Genomic DNA, 17,375 nt, shown 5'->3' on the forward strand with positions numbered 1-17,375 from the left:
CCATTTGCTTATTTACGCGCAGCAAACAGACCAATACGATATGCTATTATTAAATTATTAAATGTTGGAATTATTGTATTGATAAATCTTATTTTCTTACGCTTTATTCCAGATTTTATTGCTGAAGGAAAATCGGTTCCATCATTTTTGATTTCTATGTATAACAGTACTAATATTGTTAATTTTATTTTTATTGCAAATATTGTTGGTAGCGCGGTTTCATTGCTTTTATTAATGCCTTATTTACTTAAATTTAAATGGAGTTTTAATACTGTGCTATTTAAAAAAATGTTCAAATACGCCTGGCCAATTGCAGTGGCTGGAATTGCTTACACAATTAATGAAAACTTAGATAAGTACTTAATCGGCCAACTTATTGACAAAAGCACTATGGGAATTTATAGCGCTTGTTACAAGCTGGCTATTTTTATGAACTTATACATTATGGCATTTAGGTTAGGTGCTGAGCCTTTCTTTTTTAATCACGCCGATAAAGCGAATGCCAAAGAAACCTATGCTAAAATTATGAACTATTTTATAATAGTTGGTGCGTTAGTTTTTGTGGGTATTGTAGCTTTTATTGATATTATTAAAGTACTGTTTATTAAAAATTCTGATTATTGGGACGCAATTGCAATTGTGCCAATTGTGTTATTAGCAAATTTGTTTTTAGGTATTTATCACAATTTGGCTGTTTGGTACAAACTAACCGATAAAACACGTTATGGAATGTATTTCTCTATTGTAGGCGCTTTAATTACTATTGTTTTAAACATTGTTTTAATTCCAAAAATTGGATTTATAGCATCGGCTTGGGCAACTTTAGCTGCTTACGGAAGTATGATGGTTATCTCTTATTTTTATGGTAAAAAATATTATGACGTTCCTTACAACTTAAAAAAATCTGGTATTTATTTAATAGCTTCAGTAGTAATTTCATATATATCATTTGTATTTTTTAGAGAAAATTATTTAGTTGGAATTCTGTTAGTTAGCTTTTTTGGTTTCTTAATTTTTTATAATGAAAAAAAAGAATTAATGGCATTAATAAATCGAAAATAGTAACTACTTATGAAAATCTATTATTCTTTATTCATTTTCATTTTATGTGTGGCATTTGGTTATTCGCAAGAAAATAAATCAACCGCTACATCAAATGTTTCTATTCTTGAAAAAGAATTTTTAATTCCGGAGTTAAACACAATAAGTCATAAAATTTGGGTGTACGTTCCTCCACATTATAAAACATCAACAAAAAAATTTCCGGTAATTTATATGCACGATGCTCAAAATTTATTTGATGCAAAAACATCTTATGCTGGTGAATGGAAAGTTGATGAAACTTTAAATGAAATTTATAAAAAAACAAGCAAAGGATTTATTGTTGTAGGCATTGAAAATGGTGGTGAAGAACGCATTAACGAATACACACCGTGGGAACATAAAAAATATGGTGGCGGAAAAGGCGAAGTTTATATCAATTTTATAGTAAATACATTAAAACCCTATATTGATAAAAATTACAGAACAAAACCTCAACAAAAACACACGGGTTTAATTGGCAGTTCTTTAGGTGGATTAATATCGTATTACGGCGGATTAAAATATCCATCTGTTTTTGGAAAAATAGGCGCTTTATCAACCTCTTTTTGGTTTTCTGATGAAGTAATTAAGTTTACTGAAGAAAACGGTAAAATAAACAACCAAAAACTATATTTATTAGTGGGTGGAAAAGAAGGAGAATCTATGGATACTGACACTCAAAAAATGGAAAAATTATTACTAGAAACAGGATTTAAACAACGAAATTTAAAATCGAAAATTAACCCAGAAGGAAATCATAACGAAGCTTTTTGGAGTAGCGAATTTAAAGAAGTAATTTCCTGGCTTTATAACATAAAATAAATTAAAAATGACAATTCAAATCATCAACAAATCTAAACACCAATTACCAAGTTACGAAACAATTGCATCTGCAGGAATGGATTTACGCGCAAATATTGATGCTGCAATTACTTTAAAACCATTGGAAAGAGCCATTATTAAAACTGGTTTATTTATTGCTTTACCTGTTGGTACAGAAGCACAAGTACGACCAAGAAGTGGATTAGCGGCAAAAAATGGAATTACTGTTTTAAACGCTCCCGGAACTGTGGATGCAGATTATAGAGGTGAAATTGGCGTTATTTTGGTGAATTTATCTAACAACGATTTTGTTATTAATGATGGCGAACGTATTGCGCAATTAGTAATTGCAAAACACGAGCGTGCAGAATGGCAATCAGTTGAAATTTTAAGCGAAACAGAACGTGGTGCTGGTGGTTTTGGTTCTACTGGTGTTTAAACTAGTTTATTTGTAAAATTGTTTAACCATTAAATTGGTTAATTTTAATTATTGGTGAAAAACACCAATAACGGAGAAATATATTTAAAGTAAATAAAAAATATGATTCCAATAGATGTAAGAACATTATTCCTTTTCACTGCTACAGCCAATATATGTATCATTGCTTTATTTGTTACTTACATTAAATTATATAAAATAAAAAATCCCATTATTTATCTTTTTATTTTATCAAGAATAATGGGAATTTTTTTTTTAATAATGCTTGCAACAAGAGATGAAGTACCAAAACCATTTGGTATTTTTGTAAATACTACTATAAATTTATTTATTGCGTTTTACGAAGTCTATTGTATTTCTTTTATTGAACGAAAATTTAATTTAAAGCATTTTAAACGATACCTTTTAATTCCAGTTTTTCTTTCCGTTGTGCTACTATTTTTTAGTACCGCTTCAGTAAGTGCTAGAATTATTGCCATGTCATTAAGTGTTTCATTTATTTATGCCTTTACTGCTTATATTCTATTAACAGATAAAAAGAAAACTAAAATACAATACTTAACGGGTTATATTTTTACCTTAGGTTCATTTTCCCTTTTATTTAGGGCGTTAGGAGCTAATTTATTAGTTGATGTAGAAATATTTTCAACAAATTATATGATGGTTTTTCCACTTATTTTCTTCTTAATTCTTAACTTGATTATTCCTTTACTCTTAATCTTTATTTTAAAAGAAAAAGACAACCTAAAACTAAGTGAGTTAAATAAAAGTAAAGACAATCTTTTCTCCATTATTGCACACGATTTAAGAGGTCCTCTTGGAGGTTTACAACAAATTGGAGAGTTACTTTGGCTAAATAATATAACGGAAGAAATACGAGAAAAACTAACTAAATCGCTTTACCAAAACAGTAAAGAAACGTTTAACCTGTTAGATAATCTATTAAAATGGGCAAATACAAATACTGGGTTAATTATTTATAATCCTAGTCAACTTAATCTTAATGAAATAGTACTTACCAATATCCGTCTTTTTAATTCTCAAGTTAAATTGAAAAACATTAACCTAAGTTGTAATTTTAATACTGAAATTAGTGTTTATGCCGATTATGATATGGTTGACACTGTTATAAGAAACTTAATATCAAACGCTATTAAATTTACTCCTGTTGATGGAAAAATTGAAATTGTTTTGAAAAAAATAGATGAAAAACTAAACACTTGTACCATTGCAATAGTGGATAATGGAGTTGGTATAACTAAAGAAACACAATTAAAAGTTTTTGAAATAAACTCAACTGTTTCTACTTTTGGAACCAATAATGAAAAAGGAACAGGCTTAGGTTTAAAACTTTGTAAGGAGTTTTTAACCATAAATAAAGGAACTATTAAAATTGAAAGCAAGTTAAACCAAGGAACTAGTGTGTATATTTCCTTACCAATAAAAAATAAATAGTAAAGTCTATTTTTTTAGTTCTAAAAATTTATAAATAGCAGACATATCATCTCGTCCCAAACCGTTTTGGTTAGCACTGGCATATAATTCTTTTGCCAAATTAGCCAAATACAATGGTTGGTTAAGTTCGTAAGCAGTAATTGCAGCCAAATGCAAATCTTTATGCATCCATTCTAACGGAAATTGCACATCATAATTATTATTTTTTATGGCTTGCGCTTTCGATTTTGTAAAAGGAGCTGAAACTATTAAATTAGGAACTGTATCTAACAGAAAATCTTTAGAAATTCCCATTTTTTCACCCAATAATATGGCTTCAGAAAAAACAAGCATAGATTGTGCAAGCATCATATTTACCAACATTTTAAACGATGCTCCTTTACCAATTTCACCAATGTGCAACACCTTGTTTCCCATCATATTTAAATAGGGCTGAATCTCGTTCAATGTATTTTCTTCTCCACCCACTAAAAAAATTAATTCAGCATTTTCTGCAGGAATTTTAGAGCCTGAAACCGGTGTATCTAAAAATCTAATATCGTATTTTTTTGCTTCCTCAAAAGCGCTGATACTAAATGATGGATTTACAGTAGTACAATCTGCCCAAATGGCATTTTTTTTCATTAAATTAAGTGCACCTTCTATTCCAAAAAATACTTCTTCAACAACTTGTGGTGTAGATAACATACTAAAAACAATATCAGCATCTTTTACAGCATTTTTAACCGAATCCGCAATAGTTACTTTTGAATTTCCAAAAGTTTCAAAATTCTTTGGAGTTCTATTATATACAGTTAAGTCTAAATTGTTTTTTGCTAAATGTGAAGCCATATTGCTTCCCATAATTCCTAATCCAATAAAAGCTATTTTCATTTTTTTTTGTATTGATTTAATAAAATATAAACCGATTAAGTTTTATAAATTTAACGTGTTGGGGGCAATTAGTTTTTTAATGTATATTTTCGTCAATTACACGCAACAGGTTTTTATTTAACTAGTTTTAAGTAAATTTCTGATCCTACTTGAATTTTGTCGAAGTTTTCAAAAAATACAATTGTTTTTTGAAGTTGTGCTTCAACTAAATAAAAATCGCCTTTAAAATATGAAGCTATAATAGTTGCTTTTATCCCATTTTTATCGGTTAATTTTAATTGATTTGGGTAGCATAAAATAGTTTCATTTAACGTTGATTTTGGTTCAATTTCAACTAACGGAATTTCATTTACTTCATTAAAAAAAGAGCCAATATATTCGCTAGTTAAGTTGTTATATAAAGTTTCTGGCGTGTTTTTAGCAACTAATTCTCCATTTCTTATCACCAAAATTTCATTGGCAAAAGACAAGGCGTCTGTTGCATCATGCGTTGCTACAATACATAAAATATTTTTAGATTTTAAATAGCGAAATAAATCTCTTCGTAATTTGTTTTTTCTAAAATTATCTATATGACTAAATGGTTCATCTAACAATAAAACTTCTGGTTCTTTTGCAATTACTTTTGCCAATGCTACACGTTGTTTTTGACCACCACTTAAGTTAATTACTTTCGTTTTTAAATAGTCGCTCATATCAACAACTTCCAACAACTCTTTTATACGTTTTAATCTATTTGGATCTAAATAAGAAATGTGTTTTCCAATATTTTCTTCAACAGTACTATAGGGCATTAAATCGAAATCTTGCGGTAAGTATTTCATAAATTCTTCCCCAGGAATTAATGCAAAATTTGGACCTCTTAACTTTTTATCATTCCAATAAACAGCACCTTTTTCAATATGTAATAAACCGTAAACAATTTCTAATAAAGTACTTTTCCCACAACCGCTTTCTCCAATAACAGCAATATAATCGCCTTTATTGGCACTAAAACTAATGTTTTTTAAAACCTCTTTTGAAGTATAACTAAATGATATGTTCTCTACTTTTAACAATTATTCGAAACCAATATGAAATAAAGCATCGCCCTGAATAACTACGGGAGAATGGTTAGAGTTTAAAACATAACCCGCTTGTGGGTTTTTAAATATTTTTTCGTATTCGCCGTAAGGATCTGAAATACTCCCTAAATTTACTCCTTTTTCTACTCTTTGTCCGGCACTTACATAGGAACGATACATACCAGAATGTTTAGCTCGTACCCATTTGCTTGTTTTAATAACTTTTGGTGGATTTTCGGTAGATGTTTTTAAAATTTTAGATGAATAATCTCGTAAACCTAAATGATGAATGATGTTAATTGCACCTTGAATACCCATTTTAGTTACAATTTTATCTAAGTTTAACGATTTTCCTCCTTCAAAAAGCAACACTTTTTTTCCTAATGAAACCATTGAATTTCTAAATGTTTTTTCCTGACTTTTACTAAAAACAATAAACGGTGCACCAAAAATTTTAGCCAAAGCTAAGGTTTCTTCATCGGTACCATTAATTCTTATTTGTGAATAATTAAAACGCTGTGCACCACCAGTATGGTAATCAATACAATAATCAACTTTTGGAATTACTTTGGTCATTAAATGATAGGCAAATTTACTTGCTGACGAACCATTTTTTGATCCTGGAAACATTCTGTTTAAATCTCTTCCATCAGGAAATTCTCTTCGTTGATTTAAAAAACCAAATACATTTAATAAAGGAATACAAATAATGGTTCCTTTTTCCGGTTTATGAAGTCCTGCAGCAACAATTTGACGCACAATTTCTATTCCGTTAGTTTCATCGCCATGAATACCGCCAATAAGCAATAAACAAGGTCCATCTTCTTTTCCTCTTGAAACAATAATAGGAACATCAACTTTTGAGCGCGTTGTTAAACGTGCAATATCCATATTAATAGTTACTGTTTCACCTAGTGCTACTTTTTGGTGAAGAATTTTAAAATCATTCGGCATGGCGTTCTATATAATGAATAATTTTTCTGGCAATATCAACGCCAGTAGCAGACTCAATTCCTTCTAAACCTGGAGATGAATTTACTTCTAAAATAAGTGGTCCACGGGCAGATTGTAATAAATCTACACCTGCAATACCTAATCCCATAACACGAGCTGCTTTTAAGGCTGCATTTTCTTCATCAACAGATAATTCAATAACTTCGGCGCTTCCTCCTCTGTGTAAATTTGAGCGAAATTCACCTTCTTTTCCTTGTCTTTTCATGGCTCCAACAACAGTTCCATCAACCACAAAAACTCTAATATCGGCACCTTTTGCTTCTTTAATAAACTCTTGTGCAATTACACGTGCTTTTAAACCATTAAAAGCTTCTAAAACCGATTCGGCAGCATTATCATTTTCAGCTAAAACTACACCTAAACCTTGTGTTCCTTCTAATAATTTTATTACTAAAGGAGTGCCTCCAACACTGTCAATTACATCTCTAACGTTTTTAGAATAGTTTGTGAAAACGGTTTTAGGAAGTCCTAATCCAGCTCTGGAAAGTATTTGTAAACTTCTTAATTTATCGCGTGAGCGCATTAATGCTTGAGATTCAATAGCTGTAAAAACTTTCATCATTTCAAACTGACGAACAACGGCTGTTCCGTAAAAAGTTACAGAAGCTCCAATTCTTGGAATTACAGCATCAATATCAGTTAATAGCTCGTGTTTATAACGTATAGCTGGTTTTTTCTTTTCAATTATAATATCACATTTTGTATGATCTACTATAATCATTTCGTGGTTTCGTTTTTTACCAGCTTCAATAAGTCTTTTTGTAGAATATAAGTTGGGGTTACGAGATAAAACAACAATTTTCATTTTAATTTATGCTTGTTTTTATTTTGTTTTTAAATGATAAGTTTTTTTTTGCGGTATCAACAATAAATTTTTTCGACAAAAATTTTCTTCCTAATAGCACAGGATATTTCATTGAACCTCTTTCTGTTAAAGTTAAATCAATCTCCTCAATCTTATTAAAGATTAGTATTTCAGTTTTAATAGTAAATCTAGTTTCTACAATTCCGTTAGAACTTTTTACTTTTTTTTGAGTAAAATTTTTAAACAAAAAATATTTTTCATGATATTGCTCATGACTAGGATCTAAAAATTTACATTTTAATACCTCATCAACTACTTCAATACTATGGCTGTGAAAACTTGAAGTATACGCTCCAGTATCCACTTTTATGTTAATTCCTTCTAAATTAAGTTTAGGGAAATCAACAATGTCCGTTCTACCTAACAATAGTCTAATTGGTTTTGTAATCAAAAGAATATGAAATTATAATTAACTAGAAATAAATTTATTTGCCAAAAATACTCTTTTATTAGACAATTTTATGAATTTGACACATTTTGTTTGTAAGTAATTTTTAAAATTATACTTTTTAATTTGTTTATTTATAATTAGTTAAGTGCAACAAAAAAGGAAGTGAAATTAAATTTCACTTCCTTTTTTATAATTTATAAATACAGTTGTGTTATTTAGCGTTTATTGCTTCTTTAATTTTAGTTTCTAATTCTTCGGCCAAATCTGGATTGTCTTTTATTAATGCTTTTACAGCATCTCTACCTTGTCCTAATTTTGTTTCGCCGTAGCTAAACCAAGAACCACTTTTTTTCACAATTCCAAACTCAACTCCTAAATCTAAAACTTCACCAACTTTAGATATTCCTTCGCCGTACATAATATCAAACTCGGCAGTCATAAATGGAGGTGCTACTTTATTTTTTACCACTTTTACTTTTGTACTGTTTCCAACTACTTTTTCACCATCTTTTATTTGTGTTCTTTTACGAATATCTAAACGAACAGATGCGTAAAATTTAAGAGCGTTACCACCAGTTGTTGTTTCTGGGTTACCAAACATTACTCCAATTTTATCACGTAATTGGTTAATAAATATAACTGTACAATTTGTTTTATGAATGGTTCCTGTTAATTTACGTAATGCTTGAGACATTAAACGTGCGTGTAATCCCATTTTAGAATCTCCCATTTCTCCTTCAATTTCACTTTTAGGAGTTAAAGCAGCAACCGAGTCAATTACTACAATATCAATAGCTCCAGAGCTAATTAAATTATCGGCAATTTCTAAAGCTTGTTCACCGTGATCTGGTTGAGAAATAATTAAATTATCTACATCAATTCCTAAGTTTTGAGCATAAAAACGGTCAAAAGCGTGTTCTGCATCTATAAAAGCCGCAATTCCACCAGCTTTTTGAGCTTCAGCAATAGCGTGCAATGTTAAGGTTGTTTTACCCGAAGATTCTGGTCCGTAAATTTCAATTACTCTTCCTCTTGGATAACCTCCAACACCTAATGCAATATCTAATCCTAATGAACCTGTTGAAATTGCCTCAATATCAGATATTGCAACATCTCCCATTTTCATTACTGTTCCTTTTCCGTAAGCTTTATCTAATTTATCTAGAGTTAATTGTAATGCTTTTAATTTTGCTGCTTTTTCTTTATCGTCTGCCATAATCTTTTTTAAATGAGTTAATTTATTGGATGCTAAAATATAAAAAAGTATTGAGTATATTTAGGGTTTACGTATAAATCTATCAACTGTTTTTTAGATAAAAAAATATGTTTAATTCTTATAATTTCTTCAAAATTTATTTAATTGAAATTGCTGAAGTATTGCCTAAAGAAAATTTAGATTTTAGAATGAGTGTTAAAACTAATTACATTCATTATTTGCGCCAACATATACCCAATAATTATTTTCAATACAAAATTTAGAGTTTTCGTGAATAATATTTATGGCGCCGTTTTCCATAAAAAATGCTTTAAATTCTACTGTTCCAATAGTATCATTAGCAGTTCCATTTGTAGTTTTTAAAACCTCTAATTTTAACCATTTTACAGATTTTGTCCATTTTTCAATTTCCTTATTTTCGCTATTAGAAGGTCTGGTTTTACTGTGATGACTTTTTTGTAAATACGCTACATTTGCTAAAACAAAAGCGCTATATCTTGAGCGCATTAATGCTTCTGCAGAGGCAACTGAATTAATATTTTGATGTGCTTTTTGGCAACAATCGCTATATTTTTTATTGCTATTACAAGGACATTGCATTGTTTACTATTTAATTTAATAATTCTTTTTGTTCTATAATTTTAAAACAGCGTTCTGAACCTAAATACAAAGGATCTCCGTGTTTTTCAGACCAAAATCCTTCTAAAATTGTATTTGAAATACAACGATACACAACCACGCCTTTGTATGTAACATTATTAACCGATTGATAACTAAAATTTATTACCAAAATGTTGTTTTTAAAAAAGCCTGTTCCTATTTGTTCTTGCTCATTATTAATAAGCCATTTAGCAATTATTCTCTTATTAACATCAAGAGTTAAAGTAAGTGTACCGGTATATGTTTGTTCACTTGAATCTTGGTTACTACCAATAATATTAAAAGTACCTGCTAAATCTTCAATGGTCATATGTTCGCCTAATTTTCTATTATCTATAAAATACAGTAGTGAGACTTGTTACAAATATACTTATTTATGCTCTGTATAATAATACATAAAAACCAAACAGCTGTTTTAACTAAACAGCTGTTTGGTTTATTTATAAAAGATAAATCTTTTAATTAAATTATGGATTTGTAGACCACAAAGAAGCATTTGCCATCATTGCTCTTCTTGGTAGTTTTAAACTAGCAACAATTAACTCTGCAAAATCTTCTGGTTGAAGTACTTTTTCAGCATTTCCATCGGTAATTCCTAATTCAAAAGACATATCTGTAGCAATTGTACTTGGTGTTAAGGTATTTACTCTAATATTGTTTTTTCGAACTTCTTTCATTAAAGATTGCGATAAACCAATTACTGCAAATTTAGATGCTGAATATGCAGAAGTAGTTGCATTTCCACTTAAACCAGCTGTTGATGAAATATTTATAATATCTCCTTCATTTTTTGCAATTAAATGTGGAAGTACTTCTTTTGTAACGTAATACATTCCTAAAACATTGGTTTTAATAATATCTTCCCATAATTGCGAATCCATATCGTTTAACGTACCAAAAGCTGCAATACCGGCATTGTTAACCAAAATATCAACAGAACCTAAGTTAGAAATACAATTTTTAATTCCAATTTTTACTTGGTTATAATTAGAAACATCAAAAACTTCATAAAAAGCATTAACTCCTAACGCTTTTAATTCTGAAACTGTTTCTTTTAATTTAGCTTCATTTCTACCAGTAATGGCAACATCAATACCTAGTTGTGCAAAGGCAAGTGCGGTTGCTTTTCCTAAACCTCTACTACCTCCAGTAATAATTGCTTTTTTTCCTTTTAACTCCATATTTACTTATTTTATGTTGAAGTGATTTTCACTTCATTTTATGTTAGAATTTATCCACACAAAGTTGCAAATTTTATTGTTTCAATTTATTTAAAGCAGCAATTATTTCTTTAGGTTCTGCTCTATTTTTATAATCTTCATTTAAAAATGCGTATTGAATAATTCCATTTTTATCAATAACATACGTTGCAGCTAAAGGCAGTTCATTACTTTCATCTCCGTTATTTTGGTGTAAGCCAAAACCTGCTTCGTACATAGTTGCAAGTGGAGCTGTTAATGTATATACAACACCATATTGCTTACCAACTTTATTTCCAATATCACTTAAAACAGTAAATTCTAAATTATTTTTTTCTGAAGTACTTAAAGATTTGTCTGGTAATTCTGGTGTTAATGCCAATAAAGTAGCTCCAGCTTTTTTAAACTCCGGCAATTTTTCTTGTAAATGATTTAACGTAATATTACAATACGGACACCAACCACCTCTGTACCAAGTTAAAATTACTGGGCCGTTTTTAAGTTCATCATATAATGAAACTGACTTATTTGTAGCATTGTTTAAGGTAAAATTAGGTGCTTTTGCTCCAACATTTAAAGCTTTATCTAAAATTCCAGAATTTTTTATATCTTCAATTCCTTCTGCATACACTTGTTTTTTTTCTCCGGTAATTCTTTCCGCGGCTTGTTTTCTTTTAACATCCAATAACGCATCTAGTTCACCTTGTTCCGTTGTTGTTTCCATATTTGTTTCTTCGTTTGAATTCATTTGTTTTTTTTCTTTAGTTTCACAACCAATTGTTATTGCAATTATTGCAATTAAGATAGATAGGTTTTTTTTTAACATTTTTAATTATTTTAGTTTTATAGGTAATTGTTTTATAGTATTTATAATTGTTGTTGGTTCTATTCCCCAAGGATCAAAAACTGAATCTTGTGAGCGTTGTACCCAAGCAGATTTCATTCCGTAAGAGGTTGCGCCAATTACATCAAACGGATTGCTTGATATTAACCAAGAATTGGATTTTGTTGCGTTTATTTTTTTTAAAAAGTGCTCGTATACTTTTGGACTAGGTTTAAAAATTTGAACATCTTCTACACTAACAACATCGTTAAATAAATAAAAAATATTTGCATTTTTTAACAAATTAGATACTGTTTCGGCACTTCCGTTTGAAAAAGCATAGAGTTTATATCCTTCTTCTTTTAATTTTTCCAGTCCTTCTTGTACATCGGCAAAAGCTGGTAACACTTTATATTCATTCATTAATGCTTCTTTCTGAGCATCAGATAAATTAACTTTAAAAGTATTGCAACTAAACTCTAAAGCATCTTTTGTACACACAGAAAAATCTACATAACTATTCATTAAACCTCTTCTAAAAGAGTATTCTAACTGTTTATTTCTCCAAGTATTCATTAAGGGTGTTGCCTTTTCACCAATCATACTTTCTAAAATAGTGTAAATTCCTGAAGTGTTGATAAGTGTTCCATAAACATCAAATGCTAATGAATATTTTATATTATTGTTGCTTTTATTCATTTAAAAGTTGCATAAATATTTGTTTATAAACATCTGTTGATTGCGCACCAGTTACAGCACTTGAGTTATTAAAAACCACGGTTGGTACAGAAGAAATCCCTCTGCTTTGCCAAAATTGAATTTGTTTTTTAATTCGTTCCTTATTTGCTTTATTTTCTAATCGCATTTTTGCCTCATTTACATTTAAGCCAATATTTGTTATTTCTTGAAATAATACTTCTCTGTTTGAAATATCTTTTCGTTCGCTAAAAAAAGCAGTAACAAAGCGTACATTTAATGCTGTTTGTAAGTTGTATTCTTTTGCATACTCCAATAAAATATGAGCATCTATAGTATTTACTATTTTCATTTCATCAAAATAATCGAATTTAAAACCTAGCTCAGCTCCTAGTTCTGTCATATTTTCTTGTGAACGCTTTGCATCTTCTATAGATGATCCATATTTTCTTTTTATATGTTCTAACACATTTTCTCCTTCAATTGGCATAGTAGAATTCAATTCAAAAGGTTGCCATTTAAGTATTATTTTATGTTGAATCTCTAACTCTTCAATTGCCTTTTGCATACGTTTGTACCCAATAATACACCACGGACAAACAATATCTGAAACAACATCTACCTTAATTTTTTCTTTCATATAAATACAATTTAAAGGAGTTTTTAATAGTTAATAATTAAAAAGTTAATCAATTTTGAAATATCCTTTTTCTTCGAAAATTTTTACCAATTCCGATAAGTCGTTTACTACATAATCTGGCGTTTCTACATTTGGATATAAAACTTTTCCTGGTCTTTTTATAAATGCAGTTTGTAAACCAGCTTTTTTAGCTCCTGCTAAATCCCATGCGTGTGCAGCAACCATTAAAACTTCTTCTGGTTTTACACCTAAATCTTTTAAAACCATTTTATAGGTATCTAAATGAGGTTTATATTTTTGAATAGTTTCTACTGTATAACGATTATCGAAATAGCTTATTAAATTCGCATTTTTAAATTGAGTTTCAACTCCTTTTGCCGAAGAATTTGTTAAACTAACAATTCCAAAACCTCCTTTTTTCAATTTTTTCATACTTGGTATAACATCAGCGTGGGCGGGTAAAGATCTTAATGGAGTAACAATAGATTCTTTTGCATCTTCATAATTTATGACAATTCCTTGTGTTTCTGCAACCATTATTAAGGCTGCGGTACCAATTTCTCCAAAATGGTGGTAATTTTCTGTTACAGTTTCTACTAACGAATAATGTAACATAGTTGAAAACCATAAAGGCAATAAATCTTCTCTTCCATTTAACGCTTTACCAACCGATATTTTTAAAGGAGTCATATCTAACAAGGTTTCATTTACATCAAAAATGATCACTTTTGGTTTTGTTACTAAATGATTATTTTCATTTTTTAATGCTGTTTCTTGCGCATATATATTTGAAAAAATTGTCATTATTAAAATAACCACCATAAAGGTATTTAAGTGTAACTTATTACTATTTTTTCTCTCCATAATTACTGCAGATATTGTACTATTATTTTTTGTTGAATTATTCATAATTCTTATTTGACTTATAACTTTTTATTAAGGTTTTTATAATTAAGCTGTTACCTCTTTTTTCCAAACAAAATTTTCAAAAGCTTTATCTACAGGAGTTTTTGCTAAATGATTTGTATAATTACTAATTACTTTTTGTGAAAGACCTAAAACAATATCTAATAATTGGCGATTTTCATAGCCAACTGCATAGAATTTTTCGGCTTCTTCATTAGAAATATACCCACGATTTCTGACCAATGCTAAGGTTGTTTCATGCAACACTTGTAATTTTTCTGTTGGCAACGTAGTACTGTTTCTTAATGCTTCGGTAATAGCTGAATCAACGTTCATCATATGAGCAATAGCTGTATGCGCTGGCACACAATAGTTACATTTGTGCTCTACATTTATGGTTTGCCATACTACGGTTAATTCATCTTTATTAAATGATGATTGTGAAAACAATTTATGAAGCGTTTGGTATGCTTCAAAAATTTGAGGAGACTCTGCTAAAACAGCATGTAAATTTGGTATAAAACCATTTACTTTTGCCGAAGCTTCTAACATTTCTTTACTTTCTGTTGGTACTGTTTCTAAATTGTGAATTTTAAATTTTGACATAATTTTAATTTTTTAGTTATTTTTTATTGTTTTTGTTTATTTAAAATGAAAATGTTAATACCTGAAAATAGGATTACTCCTAAAGCTATATAAACCAATAACCATTTAGGCTGTACTCTTAGTGAAAATTCAGCTATAAGTGCTCCTACCATTGTAAGTAAACCTAAAAGATTGGCATAAATTGCCCATTTTTTATAAGGAATTATTGTTTTAAAATCGGGATTATTTTTGAATAGGCTGAAAACGGCGGTTGATATATAACCAATTACAACTACCAAAATAAGTATGCCGGTAGATACCCTGAAAAAAGTAGGATCTATACCTAATGGTTTTGCCATTTCTATAAAGGCATTAATAGATATTTCCCATCCTGCTAATTTTGAAATGGCAAATCTGGATAAAACCGCACCCATTAATAAGTTTGTACTAAATACTATTTTGTTCATAATTTACTTTTTTATTGATTTTATATATTAATTAGTATTGAAATTCATATTTATTATTTAGCCATAAATTTAAAGTCACAAAAACAATAGAGCTAATTGGTATTACTGATTGTTTAAATTACATTGGTAAAATTCTGTTAGTATCCGTACAAATTTGATCTGGATTTCCAATTATAATTTATCTAAGCACTTGCTTAGTTTTTAATTAAAAAAAAGCTTATAAGTTTTTAAAAGTCATTTCTATATAATCTTTTATTTCTTGTTCTGTATTTACTCTTGAAGCCGCTGCCAAACCGTGTTTTGCAAGTACCAAATAATTAGCTTGTTTCAAAATGGTTTCTTCATCTTTAGTTGGATCCATTTTTAATTTTTCTATGAAAATTTCTTTTAAATTATTCATAAAACTTGCAATTTGTTCTTTTATAACTACATCTTCACTTTCTGCAAATTCATTATAAGTATTTGTTACAAAACAACCTTTTTGATTTCCTCTAAACCCAGAAACTTTAACTGAATTGTAAAAAAATTCTTTAATATCTTCAACACCATTGTTCGATTTTATTAAATTTTCAAACATTTCTTTTGTGTTTTTTTTATAACATTTTAAGCTTTCTAAAAACACACCTTGCTTATTTCCAAAACTAGCATATATAGAAAATTGGTTAATACCCATTTCTTTTTCTAACATACGAACAGAAGTATTTTCATAACCATTGCGCCAAAACAAACGCATTGCTTTTTCAATAACTTCATCTTCAATATACTCTTTTTGTCGTGCCATTTATTATTAATTACACCACAAAACTAAGCAACTGCTTTGAAATAAAAAAACAAACTAGCTAAAAATATAAATTTCACTTTTTTAAAATTACTTAATATATTGTATTACAAATATTTATAAATTATACTAAATTATGAATTTGAGCATATTGCAGTAAAACAATTGTTTTAGCATCACAAATTTCTCCTGATGAAATCATTTCTAAAACTTGACTAAATTGTAATTCTAAAACTTCAATTTCTTCGGTTTCTTCCTCTAAACCACCACCATTAGAAATTTTCATAACACTTGTATATTCTGCAATAAAATAGTGAATTTTTTCGGTAACTGCACCTGGAGTTGAATACAATTCCATTACTTTTTTAGGGTTGGAAATTTGAAATCCTGTTTCTTCTTCAGCTTCTTTAATAATGCACGTAATTGGATCGTTTTCATCTAATAAACCTGCACAAACTTCAATCATCATGCCATCTTTATTTCCATTTAAATAACTAGGCATTCGAAATTGTTTGGTTAAAATAACTGTTTTTTTTGATGAATTATATAATAATATTGCTGCACCATCTCCTCTATCATAACACTCTCTAGATTGGTGTTGCCAAGTTCCATTGTTAAGTTGATAATTAAAATCTACTTTATCTAGTTTGTACCACTTATGTGATAGATTTTCAACGTTTGTAATTTTAACTTTTGGATTGTTCATTTATTATTTTTTAACCATTGGAATATGGGGAATGTTATCTTCTAAATACTCTTCTCCAACTTGTTCAAATTGAAGCGATTCGTAAAATTTTTTCAAATATTTTTGAGCAGAAATTTTTATGGTAGTTTCGTTAAAATACTCTTTTACAGCTTTTATAGATTGTTCCATAATTATAAAACCGTAGCCAAATTTGCGCTGGTTTTGTGCAACTACTACTCTACCAATACTAGCCTGGGTAAAATAATCTCCAGGTTTAAAAATACGTGTATAAGCAATTAATTTTTCATTTTTAAATCCTAAAATATGAATAGCTTTTTGATCTTTAAAATCAATATCTTGATACACACAGTCTTGTTCCACTACAAAAACTTCGCTTCGTAATTGTAGTATTGCATACAATTCATTGCTAGTTAATTCGGAAAATTTTTTGGTAATTATTTGAAACATTTTTTAATCTTGAATAATAATTTCTTTGCTTTCTGTTCTGTTAAATTCAGGTTGTAAATTACAATGATGAATATCAAATTTATCTAAAAGTAAATGTTCTACTTTTTTACAAATTATATCAAAATTAGAGATGGTAATATCTTCTTTAAACTCTATATGTGCTTCAAAATGGCATTCGTGATCATTTAATTGCCAAATATGTACGTGATGTACATTTTTAATTCCTTTTACCATTTCTACTTCTTC

At 29.0% G+C, this 17,375-nt stretch carries 22 protein-coding genes and 1 pseudogene; 4 read left to right on the top strand and 19 right to left on the bottom strand.

Annotated features, from left to right (window positions below; all coding sequences use genetic code 11):
• From ABY298_RS09420 to ABY298_RS09435, 4 genes are all read left to right on the top strand, one after another.
• Positions 1 to 1,062: polysaccharide biosynthesis C-terminal domain-containing protein (locus ABY298_RS09420; protein WP_372745797.1), on the top strand; the 1,062-nt coding region annotated here is incomplete at its 5' end.
• A 9-nt stretch (positions 1,063 to 1,071) separates the two neighbouring features.
• Positions 1,072 to 1,905, top strand: coding sequence for an alpha/beta hydrolase (locus ABY298_RS09425; protein WP_372745798.1), 834 nt, complete (start codon positions 1,072 to 1,074; stop codon positions 1,903 to 1,905).
• 7 nt (positions 1,906 to 1,912) lie between these two features.
• Positions 1,913 to 2,344, top strand: coding sequence for a dUTP diphosphatase (gene dut / locus ABY298_RS09430; RefSeq protein WP_372745799.1), 432 nt, complete (start codon positions 1,913 to 1,915; stop codon positions 2,342 to 2,344).
• Between the two features lie 261 nt (positions 2,345 to 2,605).
• Complete coding sequence (locus ABY298_RS09435; protein ID WP_372745800.1) at positions 2,606 to 3,799, top strand: sensor histidine kinase; 1,194 nt, start codon at positions 2,606 to 2,608, stop codon at positions 3,797 to 3,799.
• 6 nt (positions 3,800 to 3,805) lie between these two features.
• Here ABY298_RS09435 and ABY298_RS09440 read toward each other — a convergent pair whose 3' ends face one another.
• The 19 genes and pseudogenes from ABY298_RS09440 to ABY298_RS09530 all read right to left on the bottom strand — a co-directional run.
• Complete coding sequence (locus tag ABY298_RS09440; protein WP_372745801.1) at positions 3,806 to 4,672, bottom strand: NAD(P)-dependent oxidoreductase; 867 nt, start codon at positions 4,670 to 4,672, stop codon at positions 3,806 to 3,808.
• Between the two features lie 113 nt (positions 4,673 to 4,785).
• A complete protein-coding gene (locus ABY298_RS09445) occupies positions 4,786 to 5,730 on the bottom strand; it encodes an ABC transporter ATP-binding protein (RefSeq protein WP_372745802.1) in 945 nt (314 codons plus the stop codon).
• Positions 5,731 to 6,690, bottom strand: a complete 960-nt coding sequence (locus ABY298_RS09450) for a succinylglutamate desuccinylase/aspartoacylase family protein (RefSeq protein ID WP_372745803.1) — start codon at positions 6,688 to 6,690, stop codon at positions 5,731 to 5,733.
• Positions 6,680 to 7,555, bottom strand: a complete 876-nt coding sequence (gene rimK, locus ABY298_RS09455) for a 30S ribosomal protein S6--L-glutamate ligase (protein ID WP_372745804.1) — start codon at positions 7,553 to 7,555, stop codon at positions 6,680 to 6,682. The genes ABY298_RS09450 and rimK overlap by 11 nt, the downstream gene beginning before the upstream one ends.
• A 1-nt stretch (position 7,556) precedes the next feature.
• Positions 7,557 to 8,006, bottom strand: coding sequence for an ATP-dependent zinc protease (locus ABY298_RS09460; RefSeq protein WP_372745805.1), 450 nt, complete (start codon positions 8,004 to 8,006; stop codon positions 7,557 to 7,559).
• Positions 8,007 to 8,217: 211 nt separating this feature from the next.
• Entirely contained in the window at positions 8,218 to 9,222 is a 1,005-nt protein-coding gene (recA, locus tag ABY298_RS09465; protein ID WP_372745806.1) for a recombinase RecA, read from the bottom strand.
• Between the two features lie 201 nt (positions 9,223 to 9,423).
• Positions 9,424 to 9,822, bottom strand: a complete 399-nt coding sequence (locus tag ABY298_RS09470) for a YchJ family protein (protein WP_372745807.1) — start codon at positions 9,820 to 9,822, stop codon at positions 9,424 to 9,426.
• A 10-nt stretch (positions 9,823 to 9,832) separates the two neighbouring features.
• Positions 9,833 to 10,192 carry a hypothetical protein gene (locus tag ABY298_RS09475; RefSeq protein ID WP_372745808.1) on the bottom strand — a complete coding sequence of 120 codons (360 nt, stop codon included), beginning with the start codon at positions 10,190 to 10,192 and terminating at the stop codon, positions 9,833 to 9,835.
• A gap of 157 nt (positions 10,193 to 10,349) precedes the next feature.
• A complete protein-coding gene (locus ABY298_RS09480) occupies positions 10,350 to 11,063 on the bottom strand; it encodes a 3-ketoacyl-ACP reductase (protein WP_372745809.1) in 714 nt (237 codons plus the stop codon).
• A gap of 73 nt (positions 11,064 to 11,136) precedes the next feature.
• Positions 11,137 to 11,907, bottom strand: coding sequence for a peroxiredoxin-like family protein (locus ABY298_RS09485; protein WP_372745810.1), 771 nt, complete (start codon positions 11,905 to 11,907; stop codon positions 11,137 to 11,139).
• A gap of 6 nt (positions 11,908 to 11,913) precedes the next feature.
• A complete protein-coding gene (locus ABY298_RS09490) occupies positions 11,914 to 12,603 on the bottom strand; it encodes a haloacid dehalogenase type II (RefSeq protein WP_372745811.1) in 690 nt (229 codons plus the stop codon).
• On the bottom strand, positions 12,596 to 13,240 hold the full coding sequence (locus ABY298_RS09495; RefSeq protein ID WP_372745812.1) for a DsbA family oxidoreductase: 645 nt from the start codon (positions 13,238 to 13,240) through the stop codon (positions 12,596 to 12,598). Before ABY298_RS09495 ends, ABY298_RS09490 begins: the two co-directional genes overlap by 8 nt.
• A 45-nt stretch (positions 13,241 to 13,285) precedes the next feature.
• A complete protein-coding gene (locus ABY298_RS09500; protein WP_372745813.1) occupies positions 13,286 to 14,149 on the bottom strand; it encodes a haloacid dehalogenase type II in 864 nt (287 codons plus the stop codon).
• A 42-nt stretch (positions 14,150 to 14,191) separates the two neighbouring features.
• Complete coding sequence (locus ABY298_RS09505; protein WP_372745814.1) at positions 14,192 to 14,752, bottom strand: carboxymuconolactone decarboxylase family protein; 561 nt, start codon at positions 14,750 to 14,752, stop codon at positions 14,192 to 14,194.
• A 23-nt stretch (positions 14,753 to 14,775) separates the two neighbouring features.
• Positions 14,776 to 15,198 carry a hypothetical protein gene (locus ABY298_RS09510; protein WP_372745815.1) on the bottom strand — a complete coding sequence of 141 codons (423 nt, stop codon included), beginning with the start codon at positions 15,196 to 15,198 and terminating at the stop codon, positions 14,776 to 14,778.
• 217 nt (positions 15,199 to 15,415) lie between these two features.
• Positions 15,416 to 15,979, bottom strand: a complete 564-nt coding sequence (locus ABY298_RS09515) for a TetR/AcrR family transcriptional regulator (protein ID WP_372745816.1) — start codon at positions 15,977 to 15,979, stop codon at positions 15,416 to 15,418.
• A gap of 121 nt (positions 15,980 to 16,100) precedes the next feature.
• Complete coding sequence (locus ABY298_RS09520; protein WP_372745817.1) at positions 16,101 to 16,682, bottom strand: NUDIX domain-containing protein; 582 nt, start codon at positions 16,680 to 16,682, stop codon at positions 16,101 to 16,103.
• A 3-nt stretch (positions 16,683 to 16,685) separates the two neighbouring features.
• Positions 16,686 to 17,129 carry a GNAT family N-acetyltransferase gene (locus ABY298_RS09525; protein WP_372745818.1) on the bottom strand — a complete coding sequence of 148 codons (444 nt, stop codon included), beginning with the start codon at positions 17,127 to 17,129 and terminating at the stop codon, positions 16,686 to 16,688.
• 3 nt (positions 17,130 to 17,132) lie between these two features.
• A pseudogene (locus tag ABY298_RS09530) lies at positions 17,133 to 17,375 on the bottom strand (cation transporter); the annotation flags it as partial.

Origin of the sequence: Lutibacter sp., from assembly GCF_041596795.1 — a bacterium.
Lineage (GTDB): Bacteria > Bacteroidota > Bacteroidia > Flavobacteriales > Flavobacteriaceae > Lutibacter.

Excerpts from the sequence above, each read along its gene's own strand:
- ABY298_RS09425 (WP_372745798.1), top strand. The coding sequence starts at position 1,072 with ATGAAAATCTATTATTCTTTATTCATTTTCATTTTATGTGTGGCATTT.
- dut (WP_372745799.1), top strand. The coding sequence starts at position 1,913 with ATGACAATTCAAATCATCAACAAATCTAAACACCAATTACCAAGTTAC.
- ABY298_RS09435 (WP_372745800.1), top strand. The coding sequence starts at position 2,606 with ATGCTTGCAACAAGAGATGAAGTACCAAAACCATTTGGTATTTTTGTA.
- ABY298_RS09440 (WP_372745801.1), bottom strand. The coding sequence starts at position 4,672 with ATGAAAATAGCTTTTATTGGATTAGGAATTATGGGAAGCAATATGGCT.
- ABY298_RS09450 (WP_372745803.1), bottom strand. The coding sequence starts at position 6,690 with ATGCCGAATGATTTTAAAATTCTTCACCAAAAAGTAGCACTAGGTGAA.
- rimK (WP_372745804.1), bottom strand. The coding sequence starts at position 7,555 with ATGAAAATTGTTGTTTTATCTCGTAACCCCAACTTATATTCTACAAAA.
- recA (WP_372745806.1), bottom strand. The coding sequence starts at position 9,222 with ATGGCAGACGATAAAGAAAAAGCAGCAAAATTAAAAGCATTACAATTA.
- ABY298_RS09470 (WP_372745807.1), bottom strand. The coding sequence starts at position 9,822 with ATGCAATGTCCTTGTAATAGCAATAAAAAATATAGCGATTGTTGCCAA.
- ABY298_RS09475 (WP_372745808.1), bottom strand. The coding sequence starts at position 10,192 with ATGACCATTGAAGATTTAGCAGGTACTTTTAATATTATTGGTAGTAAC.
- ABY298_RS09480 (WP_372745809.1), bottom strand. The coding sequence starts at position 11,063 with ATGGAGTTAAAAGGAAAAAAAGCAATTATTACTGGAGGTAGTAGAGGT.
- ABY298_RS09485 (WP_372745810.1), bottom strand. The coding sequence starts at position 11,907 with ATGTTAAAAAAAAACCTATCTATCTTAATTGCAATAATTGCAATAACA.
- ABY298_RS09490 (WP_372745811.1), bottom strand. The coding sequence starts at position 12,603 with ATGAATAAAAGCAACAATAATATAAAATATTCATTAGCATTTGATGTT.
- ABY298_RS09495 (WP_372745812.1), bottom strand. The coding sequence starts at position 13,240 with ATGAAAGAAAAAATTAAGGTAGATGTTGTTTCAGATATTGTTTGTCCG.
- ABY298_RS09500 (WP_372745813.1), bottom strand. The coding sequence starts at position 14,149 with ATGAATAATTCAACAAAAAATAATAGTACAATATCTGCAGTAATTATG.
- ABY298_RS09505 (WP_372745814.1), bottom strand. The coding sequence starts at position 14,752 with ATGTCAAAATTTAAAATTCACAATTTAGAAACAGTACCAACAGAAAGT.
- ABY298_RS09510 (WP_372745815.1), bottom strand. The coding sequence starts at position 15,198 with ATGAACAAAATAGTATTTAGTACAAACTTATTAATGGGTGCGGTTTTA.
- ABY298_RS09515 (WP_372745816.1), bottom strand. The coding sequence starts at position 15,979 with ATGGCACGACAAAAAGAGTATATTGAAGATGAAGTTATTGAAAAAGCA.
- ABY298_RS09520 (WP_372745817.1), bottom strand. The coding sequence starts at position 16,682 with ATGAACAATCCAAAAGTTAAAATTACAAACGTTGAAAATCTATCACAT.
- ABY298_RS09525 (WP_372745818.1), bottom strand. The coding sequence starts at position 17,129 with ATGTTTCAAATAATTACCAAAAAATTTTCCGAATTAACTAGCAATGAA.